Here is a 14,535-nt window from a genome sequence, read left to right as displayed (position 1 = left end):
GTTTATATTTAAGGGTACTACATAGTGGTTAATATTACTATTTTTATGAATAGGGAGTATTTATATAATAATGAAGATGACTTATATAAATTTATGTGAAAGGAGTAACAATATACTGTTTTACTATTTGAGGAAGGAGTAATTTATGAATACAAGACAACAAGATATATTGCGCATCTTACTAACAAATCCTCAACAATATTTTATCGTGAATGATTTTGCAGAAAAGGTAGGTTGTTCAGAGAAAACGATCCGTAATGACTTTAAGAAATTAGAAGAATACCTTTCTATACATTCAAATGCTTCATTAATAAGAAAGCCAGGATTAGGTGTACAGTTACAAATTGATGATTATGAGAAAGCCTATTTATATAATCAACTTCAGTCAGTAAATGAAATTTCTCCGTATATTTCTGATGAAGAGAGAACTCTACAAATCGCATATAAGCTATTAATGAGTACGAAAGCTATTTCTGCCAATGAATTTTCTTCTCAATATTTTGTAAACAGAGCTATGATAAAAAAAATTTGGATGTAATAGGGGAGTGGCTTGAAACATTAGGATTAACACTTGTTTCTAAACAAAAAATTGGATTAAGTATTGAAGGTACAGAAGGTAATAAAAGAAAAGCATTAGCAAGACTCTCAGAACTAACTAGTAATCAAGAGCTAACAAAACAATTTATTGCGAGGCAATTCTCTGCACATGAAATTGAAATAGTAACAACAGAGTTAAAAATCTTGCAGAGGCGTCATTCTTTATTTTTCACCGACCAATCTTTTGAAGGTCTACTTGTTCATACGTTGTTTATGATTAAGAGAGTAAAATTAAATCAGCCTATTGCTATGTATGAAACGAAAGAGTTTCGGCTACATGACAAGAAAGAATATAAATGGACAATTGATTTTCTGAAAAAATTAGAATCATTCTTTGCGATTCGTTTTCCAGAGGATGAAATCCTTTATTTAGCACTACATATATTGGGTGGTAAATTCCGTTATCGACAAAGTGTTTCATTAGTCGAAGAGGATGATTTTACAGAGAATAATATTATTCTTACTGATTTGATGAACTATTTAGTTGAACATATGTCGGATTTACATGCGATAGATTTCGCTAAAGATCATGCGCTAATAGATGGATTAAAGGTACATTTATATACTACTCTGAATCGATTGAATTATGGTTTGGTCGTTACAAATCCGATGTTAAAAGAAATAAAGAATATGTATCCGTATATGTTTAATACTGTTATTTCTGCTTTAGATGAAGTAAGTAAGAGGCTTCCTTTACAAATACCTGAAGAAGAAGCTGCGTATCTTACTCTACATTTTCAAGCATCTGTTGAACGGTATGAAAAAAATAAAGGCATATTAAAAAAAGCTGTTGTTGTTTGTCATATGGGAATAGGCATGTCTCAATTATTGAGAACAAAGATTGATCGAAATTTTCCATCCATAGATATTCAAGATTGTATTTCAAAAGATGACTTAAAAGCCTATTTATCACGTCATGAAGTTGATTTTGTTATTTCAACCATTAAATTGCAAGAAATGGACATTCCTCATATAGTTGTATCTCCATTATTAGAAGCAGTAGAAGAGAATAAATTGAAAGATTTTATTAAACAGTTGACTAATCCTTCTAAGAAGCAATTAAACCAGTCTAGTTTTATGAAATATTCGAATCCGTTTTTAGTATTTTTACAAATGGAACCAAAGCATCCTTATAAGTTGATTGAAGACTTAGCAACTTCCCTTTATAAGAAAGGGTATGTTGAAGAAGAGTATATTGCTAATGCGGTTATGAGAGAAAAAATGTCAGCAACTACTATAGGTGCAGGTATAGCAATCCCTCACGGTAATCCTAAATTGGTGATTCAGCCAGCTGTTGTTATTGCAACATTAAAGGAACCTATTGTATGGGGGGCGGAAAAAGTATCGCTTCTATTTATGATGGCAGTAAATCATGAAAATCAGAATGAAATCAAACAATTATTTCAGGAATTATCTTATTTAAGTGAGCAACCAGAACATATTCAAGCATTGATTAAAGAAACCGATCCAATGACTTTTTTAAATAAATTAAACAGCATGTGGATAAATGATGGACAGTTCTAGTTCTTTTAGATGATATAAAATCTCTTTTTTCCGGAAGCTACGGTAAAAATCAAAGCTATTTATTTTCGTTATTCTAGTATAGTAATAAATAAGAAATGAAAACGATTACAAATACTGGAGGAGGAAAGAGATATGAAATTATTAGCTATTACTTCATGTCCCAATGGTATTGCTCATACATATATGGCCGCTGAAAATCTTCAAAAAGCAGCTGACAAGTTGGGAATCGAAATGAAAGTAGAGACGCAAGGTGGTGTCGGCGTCGAAAATCAGTTAACAGCTCAAGAAATCCGTGAAGCAGATGGAATCATTATTGCAGCAGATCGAAAAGTAGATAAAGGACGTTTTAAAGGGAAGCGATTACTTGTTGTAGGCGTTCAAGATGGAATTCGAAAGCCAGAATCATTATTTAAGCAATTCGAAGATGGTAAGGTATCTGTATATAAGGAATCAGAAGCTAGTTCTGACAATCCTCAAGAATCAAACGGGAAATCAGGCGTTGTAAATGCAATCTATCGTCACTTAATGAATGGGGTTTCTTATATGGTTCCGTTCATTGTCGTAGGTGGACTGTTAGTAGCCATTTCTCTTGCACTTGGTGGAGAAAATACACCTGGTGGAATTGTTATACCAGAAGATTCTATATGGCATACAATCAATAACATTGGTGGGGCAGCATTCTCCTTCATGGTTCCAATATTAGCAGGTTATATCGCATTTAGTATTGCTGATAAGCCTGGTTTAGTACCGGGTATGGTTGGAGGATATATTGCCGCAAATGGAAGTTTCTATGGTAGTGAAGCAGGAGCTGGTTTCTTAGGTGGAATTATCGCTGGTTTTCTTGCTGGTTATATCGTTTTAGCTATTAAGAAGCTTAAAGTACCAAAAGCAATCATGCCTATTATGCCGATTATCATTATTCCGGTATTTGGTTCACTTCTTGTTGGTTTAGCATTTATTTTATTCATTGGTGCACCAATTTCACACGTGTTTGTTATGTTAACGGATTGGTTAGCAGGTATGCAAGGTACAAGTTCAATTCTATTAGCTATGATTTTAGGAGCTATGATTGCAGTAGATATGGGTGGTCCTTTCAATAAAGTAGCATTTATGTTTGGCTCAGCTATGATTGTTGAAGGAAACTATGGAATTATGGGACCTATCGCTGTAGCAATCTGTATTCCACCGATTGGTTTAGGGCTTGCTACATTTATTAACAAGCGTAAATTCGAAGCACAAGAAAGAGAAGCAGGGAAAGCAGCATTTACAATGGGCTTGTTCGGTATTACGGAAGGAGCAATTCCATTTGCTGCACAAGATCCACTTCGTGTTATTCCAAGTATTGTCGTAGGTTCTATGACTGGTTCGGTTATTGCGATGCTTTTCAATGTAGGAGATAGAGTGGCACATGGTGGTCCAATTGTTGCCGCACTGGGTGCAGTAGACAATGTTTTAATGTTCTTTGTAGCAGTTATTGCTGGTTCACTTGTAACAGTTGTAATGATTAGCCTACTTAAGAAAGATGTTGAGCAAGTGAAAGCACCAGAAATGAAGGAAAATGTTACAGAGATAAAAGTAAAACAAGAAGAAAAGAAACAAGAAATTAATAAGTTAACAGATATTACTAGCTTTGAGTTAATTGATACAAATTTAACGGGGGCTACTCAAGAAGAAATCATTGATGAAATGATTAGTAAATTAGATCAAGTTGGAGCTTTACATTCTAAAGAGGCATTTAAGGAAGCTATTCTTAACCGTGAAAAGGAAGGTTCGACTGGAATAGGTATGAACATTGCAATTCCTCACGGTAAATCTCAAGCAGTTAAAAAGCCAAGTGTCGTATTTGGTATTAAAAGAGATGGAGTAGATTGGAAAAGTCTCGATGGAACTGATGCGAAATTGATCTTTATGATTGCTGTTCCAGAAAGCAGTGCAGGTAATGAGCACTTGAAAATTCTTCAAATGCTGTCTAGACAATTGATGGATGATGAATTTAGAGAGCAATTAGTTGCTGTACAAGAGAAAGAAGAAGCCTATCGACTACTAGAGAATATTGCATAAATGAAGGGCGTTGAATAAGAGTGGAACCATTATTTTTTGAACCAGTATTTCAAGAAAGAATTTGGGGAGGAACAAGATTAACGTCTTTTGGATATGATATTCCGTCTGGTAAGACAGGTGAATGTTGGGCTTTTTCTGCTCATCCAAATGGACCAAGCATTGTTAAGAATGGGTCTTACAAAGGGTTATCTTTAGCGGATTTGTGGAAAGAGCATCGTAACCTTTTTGGTAATCTATCGGGAGATACTTTTCCATTGCTTACTAAAATTTTGGATGCAAATGATAATTTATCAGTACAAGTTCATCCTGATGATCAATATGCGAAAGAGAACGAAAAAGATGAACTTGGAAAAACAGAGTGTTGGTATATTATCGATTGTGATGAGGATGCTGAGCTGATTTTCGGTCATAATGCTAAATCTCAAGAAGAGTTAGTAAGAATGGTAGACGAAGAAAAGTGGGATGAGTTACTCCGAATCGTCAAAATTAAAAAAGGTGACTTCTTCTATGTGCCAAGTGGAACGGTACATGCGCTTTGTAAAGGTACACTTGTACTTGAAACGCAGCAGAATTCTGATACGACTTATCGTTTGTATGATTATAATCGAAAAGATGCTAATGGTAATGTAAGAGAATTGCATTTAGAAAAGTCAAAGGATGTTATTCAAGTTCCTTTTGTTAATGAAAATTTATCATTTGGAACGGAACAAACAGAAGAAACGATAGTAACACCATTTGTTGCAAATGAATATTTTTCGGTAGATAAATATGAAGTAAGTGGGAAAGCTTCGTTTGAACAGTCATATCCATTCTTATTATGTAGTGTAATTGATGGAGATGGAAAGCTTATTTCTAAAAGTCGTGAATATGAATTAGATAAGGGAGAGCATTTCTTACTTCCACATAATTTTGGTGAATATAAACTAATGGGGGATATGGAACTGATTGTATCTCATGTTTAATCACTAGAAAAAATAAATGAAAAAAAACCGCCATATTAAGAAGGCGGTTTTTTTATATATAATTATGATTGTTTTTGAATGAAATTGATTGATTATGATTTAATTTTACTCTATACTAGTGATATTCTTCACAAAGGAAGTGGAAGTATGTTAACGACCGAGCGTCACCAAATCATTCTTGAATTACTTTCTGAGCATGGTGTTGTAGACTTGCAAAGGCTTGTAAGTAATACACAGTCCTCCGAATCAACGGTTCGAAGAGATTTAGCTCTTTTAGAGGGGAAAGGCTTATTAAGAAGAATTCATGGAGGGGCAACACTTCCCTATTCGAAGGTTGATGAACCAAACATGAAAGATAAAACAGCCAAAAACCGTCAAGGTAAAAAAATGATTGCAGAAAAGGCAGCGAGTTTAATCCATGATGGAGATTGTATTTACTTAGATGCTGGGAGCACTGTTGCAGAGATGCTTCCATTTCTAGTCGATAAGAATATCGTTGTTGTAACAAATGGTTTAATGCATGTTGAAGCATTAACTGTTGCAAAAATACCGACATATATAATAGGTGGCAAAATTAAGGGAAATACTAATGCTATTGTCGGCTCAGTAGCTTTAGAGAACTTAAAACAATATAGATTTGATAAAAGCTTTCTCGGAATGAATGGTGTAAATGTTCAAAGTGGGTTTACGACACCAGATCCTGAAGAAGCAGCTTTAAAAAAAGTAGCCATGAGTCTTTCGGAAACATCGTATGTACTTGTGGATAAAACGAAATTTACGGAGACTTTCTTTGCGAAAGTGGCTGATGTTGAAGCAGCTGTCATTATTACATCAAATTTAGATAAAGAGATTCAAAAACAATTTGAAGCAAAAACAAACTTGAAGGTTGTGACATCATGATTTATACAGTAACACTAAACCCTTCTATCGATTATATCGTTGAGGTTGACCAATTTCAGCTAGATGCCTTAAACGTTATTGATCGTGAAAGCAAATTTCCAGGTGGGAAAGGAATAAATGTATCTCGCGTTTTAACCAATATCGGTATACCAACGAAAGCATTAGGATTTGTTGGTGGTTTTACGGGTAAGTTTATTCAAGACTCTATTGAAGCAGAGGGAATTGCTCATGATTTTGTAAACGTTGCCGATGATTCTCGAATCAATATTAAGTTGAAGACGGGACAAGAAACAGAAATAAACGGTCAAGGCCCTTCATTAACTGAAGAAAATCTTCAAACATTATATGCAAAGCTAGAGCTACTAGAAGCAGGCGATGTATTAATTTTAGCAGGAAGTATTCCTCCTTCACTTCCGAAGACATTGTATTCAGATTTAACATCTAAATATAGTCAACGAGGAGTAAAGGTAATTGTAGATGCTGGCGGGAAAATTTTAGCTGAAGTATTGAAAGATAAGCCATTCTTAGTAAAACCGAATCATCATGAACTTAGCGATTTATTCGGTACGAAGATTGAAACGGTAGAAGAAGTAATTCCTTATGGACGTAAAGTAGTTGAAATGGGTGCAGAGAATGTAATTGTTTCAATGGCTGGAGCTGGTGCTCTATTGTTTACGAAAGAGGCAACTTATACAGCGACGATTCCTAAGGGTAAGGTATTAAACTCAGTTGGAGCTGGTGATTCACTTGTAGCGGGCTTTATTGGAACATACACGACGGAAAATGATTTCGTGAAAGCTTTCAAATATGCCGTTGCAACAGGAAGTGCGACAGCTTTCAGTCGTGATTTAGCATCAAAAGAAAAAATAGATTCTTTACTGGATCAAGTGCAAATAACTAAACTTTAATGCAGCGAGGAATGATAACATCATGAGAATTACAGACTTATTGAAAAAAGATACAGTCATTATTAGTTTAGCTGCTAACTCAAAAGAAGCAGCAATAGATGAAATGTCAGCTAAGTTAAATGAAGCTGGACGTTTAAATGATTTAGAAGCTTTCAGAGAAGCTATTTTAAAAAGGGAATCACAAAGTACAACAGGAATCGGTGAAGGTATTGCTATTCCTCATGCGAAGACTGAAGCGGTTAAAATCCCAGCGATTTGTTTCGCTAAGTCTGCTGAAGGTGTGGATTATGAATCATTAGATGGTCAACCTGCACATCTATTATTCATGATTGCGGCTAGTGCTGGAGCAAATAATGAGCATTTAGAAACTTTATCACGCTTATCTTCACTATTAATGGATGAAGCATTCCGTAAAGAATTATTAGGGGCATCTTCACCAGATGAAGTAATCTCTATCATTGACCGTAAAGAGTCAGAAGAAGATGGAGAGCAAGAAACGGTTGTAGAAACGAAAGAAGATGAGAAATTAATTCTAGCTGTAACAGCATGTCCAACAGGTATTGCTCATACGTATATGGCAGCAGATGCATTAAAAGCGAAGGCAAAAGAATTAGGTATTCCTTTTAAAGCTGAAACGAACGGTTCAACAGGTGTTAAAAATAAATTAACGGACGAAGAAATCGCTAAAGCTACAACAATTATCGTAGCGGCTGATAAAAAAGTAGACATGGATCGCTTTGATGGTAAACACGTAATTGAAGTGCCTGTAGCAGCTGGTATTCGAAAAACAGAAGAGCTACTAAATAGAGCAGTAAATCAAGATGCACCAGTGTATAAAGCAAGTGGTCAATCTAGCTCAAATGATGAATCATCAAAAGGTGGAAAATCATATTTCTATAAGCCATTAATGAATGGTGTTTCGAACATGCTACCTTTAGTTGTTGGTGGAGGTCTATTAATTGCGTTATCATTCTTAATTGGTGGATTTAAAGCAGAAGGAACATTAGCAGAAGCGCTAAATACTATTGGTGGCGGTAATGCGTTTGCATTATTAGTACCAGTTCTTGCTGGTTTCATTGCTATGGGTATTGCAGATCGTCCTGGTTTAGCACCTGGTTTAGTTGGTGGTATGTTAGCAGCTTCAGGTGGAGCTGGTTTCCTTGGCGGTTTAATAGCTGGTTTCTTAGCTGGTTATATCGTAATTGGTTTAAAGAAACTTTTTGCTGGTTTACCTCAATCATTTGAAGGAATTAAGCCTGTTTTACTATATCCATTCTTCGGTATTCTTTTAACTGGTCTTATTATGATTTTCGTTGTGAATACACCTGTTAAGTTCTTAATGGATGGTTTAACAAACTGGTTAAATGGTTTAACAGGTACAAATATTGTACTTCTTGGTATCATCCTAGCGGGTATGATGGCAGTTGATATGGGTGGTCCAATCAATAAAGCAGCTTTCACATTTGGTATTGCCATGATTGATGCAGGTAACTATGCTCCTCAAGCAGCAGTTATGATTGGTGGTATGGTTCCACCACTAGGTTTAGCTCTTGCAACAACATTCTTTAAGAGCAAATTTACGAAGGCTGAAAAAGATGCAGGGAAAACAAACTACATCATGGGTGCATCTTTCATTACAGAAGGTGCGATTCCATTTGCTGCTGCAGATCCAATTCGTGTCATTGTAAGTTCTGTAATTGGTGCAGCAGTTGCTGGTGGTCTTGCGTTATGCTTCGGATGTACACTTCAAGCTCCTCATGGAGGAATCTTCGTATTATGGGCAGTTAAAAACCCATTCATGTACTTTATATCTTTAATGATTGGTTCAATTATCACGGCTGTTCTAGTTGGTTTCTGGAAGAAGCCAGTACAAGAAAAAATGTAAGAAAAAGGTCTCATCAAATGCTGATGAGACCTTTTTCTTATTTTATGTTCAACTCATACTCATTCATAAACCAATTCATTCTAGGTTTTCTTTATACATTTATACCATTCACTTCTTGTATTTTTGCTGCAATAGCATCTGTTAATTCAGTTGCTGTTTGCGGAACAAATTTTTTCAAGATTACATTAATCATTGGTCCCATTTTTCCAGAAGCGGTAATATCGAGACTACCCGTCATAAGCGTTTTATTTTCATTAATTATTTCTGCTTTAAAATAGCCGTCACCGCCGAAGTTTTCATTCAAACCTTTTAAATCAAAGGTAACAGTAGATGGTTCAATCCATTCTTTAATATCAATTTGTAGGCGAACCTTTTTTTTCATAATGCCAATATCACCTTTGAATTCCCAAGTGGATTGTTTTTCAGTTAGAATTTCATGCGTAATATAGCCAGGTACGAGAGGAGCCCATTTATTCATATCTTTTACAAAATCCCATATTTGTTCAATCGACAAATCAAGTTCTACTTGATGGATACCACTTGGCATACAAATCCCTACTTTCACTATATATTAAGATAAAATGCTTCTAGCTTCCTCTTGCCCAATTGCGATACCAGCTAAATATCCGAATGTCATTGCTGGGCCAATTGTCCCGCCAGCTGATGGGTATGTAGCTCCAAATACGCCCATCGCCGCATTTCCAGCGGCATATAACCCAGGTATTGTTTTACCTCTTAGGCTAATCACTTGTCCGTTTTCATTAATGCGAGGACCACCGTTTGTGCCAAGCGTACCGTAATAGATAGGTATAGCATAGAAAGGGCCTTGCTCGATTGGTCCTAAGTTTGCTTCAACTCCACCATTATTCGTTGAAAAGTCTTCAAAATTGGAAGTTCCTCTACCGAAATCCGGATCTACTCCATTACGTGCATATTCATTGAATTGTTGTACTGTAGCTTCTAATTGATTAGGATCAAGATCGAGTTGGATTGCTAAATCACGTAAAGTGTCTGCTTGATTCATCCAGTCAGGAGCAGGGTCCTCTGGAAGAACAGTTACGACCATAGTACTGTTTTTTAATTGTGAATCAAAAATCATCCATACAGGTGGTTCATTAGGCCACTCTAGTTTAACTGGATCGTATTCGTAGAAGGCTTTAGGCATATCCATATAGGAAGTACCTTCATTTACAAATCGTTTGGCATTCTTGTTTACAATAATGCTGTTTTTACCGCCACGGCCATTTCCTATGATGGTCAAAATATCATCTTCATACTCAATAGTTGGGTCTTGCATGGCTGGGTACCACCATGCTTCACTCATATTTCCGAGTGCTGCTCCAGCTTCCATTGCCATAATGAGTCCATCTCCTGTATTTCCTTTAGGAGATAGGGGATGTGTAACATGTCCTTTTAAGAATGTTTTCACTAGTTCCTGATTCCACTCGAAGCCACCGCTTGCCAGAATGACGCCTTTACGAGCACCTACGAAAAGGTTTTGTCCACTCTGTTCAGCGCGAACGCCAATTACTTCTCCGTTATCATTCATAACCAATTCTTTACCTGGTGTTTCCGTAAAAGCTTGAATTCCTCTATCAAGACATGCTTTAAAGAGGGAGGCAATTAATGAACGTCCCATCGTAACAATATTGTTTTCCATTCGTTCAGCGATTTTCATATAATCAATGCCACCGACGGCTCCGCCTTCTTCTAATGTTAATGGTGGGAATACAGGGTTGTTACGAAGTTTATCTGCCCATTCTCCTAATTCATTTAATGAGAAAGGCATTGGGTCTAATGAACGTCCGCCTTTTGTTGTGCCAGGAATTTGAGTGTAGTATTCTGTGAAGTCTTTTGGAATAGCAAATCTTAATGGAGTATTTTCATGGAGATAATCAATCATCTTGTGAGCATGATCAACAAATGTTTCAAGTAAAGCTGGGTTAGGTACTTTGCCGCCTGTTAAACGCTGAAGATATGTTAATGCCTGTTCTCGTGAATCTTCAATCCCTTTTTCTTTCATATAACGATTCATCGGTATCCAAGGAACTCCACCAGAGAAAGCTGTTGTTCCTCCTATTTGATTTGCTTTTTCGAGAATGATAACATTAGCTCCATTGTCATGTGCTAAAATGGCTGAGACAAGGGCAGCACCACCTGTTCCGAGTACAACAACATCGGTTTCATAGTCCCATGAAGCTGGTTTTTTTGCTGGCATAAATTACTCTCCCTTACGTAATTAGATTTAAAGAAAGCGTTTTCTTTTCTTGTCGTGATAGAACGAATATCATAGTGATAGCCTTACTATCATGACTATGAAACTATTATATATCCTTAATTATCCAAATGCTACACCTATTTTCATAAAATTGACAATTCGGAGGTGGTTTGTTAGCATACTCTACAATTGAAATGTTCAAAGGAGTTGTTATAATCATGAATCCTCTCGAAAGGTTATCCCAAGAACGTCTTGATGGTAGGAATAGAAGAATGAAAAGTATTATTGAGACAGCGGAAAAATTATTTTTAGTAAAAGGATTTGAAAAGACCACCATGCAAGATATTGCTGATGAAGAGGGGATAGGTGTAGCTACTGTATTTCGTTACTTTCCTAGAAAAGAGAAGCTAGTTGTATCTGTAGCGGTTCATATAATGGAAAAGAAAATTGCTATATTCGAATCGGTTAATAATCTAGACATACCTTGTATAGAAAAGCTTGATCAAATGTTTGATTTTTTTATGTCGTTAAACTTGTCTGAGTTTCAAAATCATACAAGATTACTAGATGCTTTTGAAAGCTATGCTGCACTTTCTGAACAGCCGTTAGAAGGTATTGAGAATTATTTTGCTGCGATTAATAGAACCTCTAAAATTTTTGAAGCGATTATAGAACAGGGAAAATTGGATGGATCGATTCGAACGGATATTGAAATAACAGAAGCATTCATCTCTATTACATATGCATTTGCAAGTTTTTCTAGAAAGTTAACGATTTTTCAAAGTATTTCTATTACGGAATCAGGTTGTGAATTTGAAAAACAACATAAGATTTTGAAAAATATTTTTTTGGATTATTTACGTGCAAAGTAAATATTTTTGGTAAATAAAATACGAGTAAATGAATAAAAAGTGAACTTTTTTGCAAGATTAATTTACAATACTAGAATATTTTTTTGCGGAGATTGACGATGAATTTGTATTTTGATAGATTAAGATTTATAGACGGCTGAGCCCTTTAACTTGAGTTAAAGGGGATTTTTTTTGACATATAAACTATATATTGTATTTATTTAGGTGTTTTTATCAATATATGGTGCCTAGGGGGATTAAGATGATTGATCAAGTATGTAAACGCGACGGTAGAGTAAGTTTATTTAAGAAGGATAAAATTACAAATGCTATCTATTTAGCGGCGGAGCAAGTAGCTAGTAGAGAGGGTAAACAAGTAGATCAACATATCGCAATCGAGTTAGCAAATGAAGTCATTTCAATTATTAACGAGCGATTTGTGGGTAGTATTCCTAGTGTTGAAGATATACAAGATATAGTAGTGAGAACATTAATTAAGAATGGTCATGTGAAAACTAGTGAGCAATATATTTTATATCGTGGAGAGCGAAGCAGAATTCGTGATTCCAAAAGTAGATTAATGAATTCGATTAAAGAAATTACTTTTTTAGATGCTGATGCAGCCGATATTAAGCGTGAGAATGCTAATATTGATGGGAATACAGCAATGGGTACCATGCTTCAATATGGAAGTACAGTATCAAAGGAATTTTGTAAAACAAATATTTTGAAGCCAGAGTATACGCATGCTCATGATTGTGGTGATATTCACATTCATGATATGGATTTCTTAAATATGGGTACTCTAACTTGCTGTCAAATTGATGTGAAGAAGCTTTTTAAAGGTGGATTTTCAACGGGGCATGGTTTTTTACGTGAGCCAAATGATATTGCTAGCTATGCAGCTCTAGCTGCTATTGCAATTCAAAGTAATCAGAATGACCAGCACGGAGGTCAAAGTATTCCTTTCTTTGATTATGGTCTAGCTGATGGCGTGAAGAAAACATTCAAAAAGTCATACGTTAATCATTTACGTAAGGCGATACAGCTTTTTGAAAATCTGGAAGAAGTGAACGGCTTAAAAGAATTAGTGCAAGAAGCTGAAGCGTTAAGCGGTACGCCGTTGCAATTAACTTTGGCAGATACTTATAAGGCTATGGAGAAAAAGCTCTTAATGAGTCGTTTCTCGATTGAGGAGCTGCTTGTCGATAAAATTCAAAGTTTCTCTTATAAAGAAGCACAATTAGAAACGAATCAAAAGACATATCAAGCAATGGAAGCATTTATTCATAACTTAAATACGATGCATTCACGAGCGGGAGCTCAAGTGCCTTTTTCGAGCGTGAACTTTGGAACAGATACGTCTGCTGAAGGAAGAATGATTTCAAAGAATTTATTACTTTCATTAGAAAGCGGATTAGGAAATGGAGAGACACCAATTTTTCCAATTTTAATTTTTAAGGTGAAAGAAGGCATTAGTCTAAACCCAGGAGATCCTAACTACGATTTATTCCAGTTAGCGTGTCGAGTGTCAGCTAAACGCCTATTCCCGAACTTTAGTTTCTTGGATGCACCTTTTAATGCTGAATATTATGTGGAAGGTAAACCAGAGACAGAAGCGACTTATATGGGATGCCGCACACGTGTATTAGGAAATAATTGTGGCTCTGAAATTGTAAGTGGGCGAGGAAATCTTTCATTTACAACGGTTAATTTACCACGTCTTGGTATTAAGCATGGGTTGGTATATGCACAAGAAAGTAATATGGAAGCATTTTTTGAAGAGCTAGATGAAAAAATTGATTTAGTAATTGAACAGTTATTAGAGAGAATGGAAGTACAAGGTAATAAACGTGTGAAGAACTTCCCGTTCTTAATGGGGCAGCATATTTGGCAGGGTTCTGAGAATTTGGAGTGGGATGATCAATTATCAGAAGTTATTAAACAAGGAACTTTAACAATTGGATTTATTGGTTTAGCAGAGTGTTTAGTTGCACTAACTGGTAAGCATCATGGTGAGAGTGCTGAGTCTCAAGAGCTAGGATTACAAATCATTGGTCATATGCGTAAGCGAATGGATGATGCAGCTTCTAAATATGGTTTAAACTTTTCATTAATTGCAACTCCAGCAGAAGGACTTTCTGGACGTTTCACAGCCATTGATAAAGAAAAGTTTGGTGTTATTAAGGGCATTACAGATCGAGAATATTATACGAATTCTTTCCATGTACCTGTTTATTATAAGTTGAATGCATTTGATAAAATCAAAACAGAAGCTCCATACCATGAACTGACTAATGCTGGACATATTACGTATATTGAATTGGATGGTAACCCTTCACATAATTTAGAAGCATTTGAAAGTATCATTCGTGCGATGAAAGAATTAGGAATTGGGTATGGTAGTATTAATCATCCTGTAGATCGTGATCCAATCTGTGGTTATTCCGGTGTTATTGAAGGAGAAATTTGTCCAGCATGCGGTCGTAATGAAAATGAAGGCGATATGAAATTTGACAGAATTAGACGAATTACTGGTTATTTAGTTGGAACCGTGGATCGATTTAATAATGCGAAGAAAGCTGAAGTTAAGGATCGTGTGAAACATACGTAATGGTGAAGGAGACGA

9 protein-coding genes and 1 pseudogene are annotated in these 14,535 nt (G+C 35.7%); 8 read left to right on the top strand and 2 right to left on the bottom strand.

Annotated elements, in window-relative coordinates; translation table 11 throughout:
* Positions 1-145: 145 nt before the first annotated feature.
* The 6 genes and pseudogenes from TX86_RS21510 to TX86_RS21485 all read left to right on the top strand — a co-directional run bounded on the left by TX86_RS21510 (position 146) and on the right by TX86_RS21485 (position 8,837).
* A pseudogene (locus TX86_RS21510) lies at positions 146-2,121 on the top strand (BglG family transcription antiterminator).
* A 132-nt stretch (positions 2,122-2,253) separates the two neighbouring features.
* Positions 2,254-4,182: a PTS fructose transporter subunit IIABC gene (locus TX86_RS21505; RefSeq protein WP_042352048.1), complete on the top strand. Its 1,929-nt coding sequence runs from the start codon at positions 2,254-2,256 to the stop codon at positions 4,180-4,182.
* 14 nt (positions 4,183-4,196) lie between these two features.
* Positions 4,197-5,144: a mannose-6-phosphate isomerase, class I gene (manA, locus tag TX86_RS21500; RefSeq protein WP_042352047.1), complete on the top strand. Its 948-nt coding sequence runs from the start codon at positions 4,197-4,199 to the stop codon at positions 5,142-5,144.
* A 147-nt stretch (positions 5,145-5,291) separates the two neighbouring features.
* Positions 5,292-6,044 (top strand): DeoR/GlpR family DNA-binding transcription regulator, encoded by a 753-nt coding sequence (locus tag TX86_RS21495; RefSeq protein WP_042352078.1) that lies wholly within the window; start codon positions 5,292-5,294, stop codon positions 6,042-6,044.
* Entirely contained in the window at positions 6,041-6,952 is a 912-nt protein-coding gene (gene pfkB, locus TX86_RS21490) for a 1-phosphofructokinase (RefSeq protein WP_042352045.1), read from the top strand. Before TX86_RS21495 ends, pfkB begins: the two co-directional genes overlap by 4 nt.
* A 22-nt stretch (positions 6,953-6,974) precedes the next feature.
* Entirely contained in the window at positions 6,975-8,837 is a 1,863-nt protein-coding gene (locus tag TX86_RS21485) for a PTS fructose transporter subunit IIABC (RefSeq protein WP_042352043.1), read from the top strand.
* Positions 8,838-8,928: 91 nt separating this feature from the next.
* On the opposite strand, the gene TX86_RS21480 is transcribed toward TX86_RS21485, so the two are convergent.
* Together TX86_RS21480 and TX86_RS21475 are read right to left on the bottom strand one after the other, a co-directional pair.
* Positions 8,929-9,384 carry an SRPBCC family protein gene (locus TX86_RS21480; RefSeq protein WP_042352042.1) on the bottom strand — a complete coding sequence of 152 codons (456 nt, stop codon included), beginning with the start codon at positions 9,382-9,384 and terminating at the stop codon, positions 8,929-8,931.
* Between the two features lie 24 nt (positions 9,385-9,408).
* Complete coding sequence (locus tag TX86_RS21475) at positions 9,409-11,055, bottom strand: FAD-dependent oxidoreductase (RefSeq protein ID WP_042352040.1); 1,647 nt, start codon at positions 11,053-11,055, stop codon at positions 9,409-9,411.
* Positions 11,056-11,273: 218 nt separating this feature from the next.
* On the opposite strand from TX86_RS21475, the gene TX86_RS21470 reads away from it, so the two are divergent.
* Together TX86_RS21470 and TX86_RS21465 are read left to right on the top strand one after the other, a co-directional pair.
* Positions 11,274-11,927, top strand: coding sequence for a TetR/AcrR family transcriptional regulator (locus tag TX86_RS21470; RefSeq protein ID WP_042352077.1), 654 nt, complete (start codon positions 11,274-11,276; stop codon positions 11,925-11,927).
* 241 nt (positions 11,928-12,168) lie between these two features.
* Positions 12,169-14,520, top strand: a complete 2,352-nt coding sequence (locus tag TX86_RS21465; protein WP_042352038.1) for an anaerobic ribonucleoside triphosphate reductase — start codon at positions 12,169-12,171, stop codon at positions 14,518-14,520.
* Positions 14,521-14,535: the final 15 nt, after the last annotated feature.

This window comes from Bacillus massiliigorillae (assembly GCF_000380245.2).
GTDB classification, from domain to species: Bacteria; Bacillota; Bacilli; order Bacillales; family DSM-1321; genus Bacillus_AD; species Bacillus_AD massiliigorillae.
This window is presented reverse-complemented; position numbering and strand designations above follow the sequence as displayed.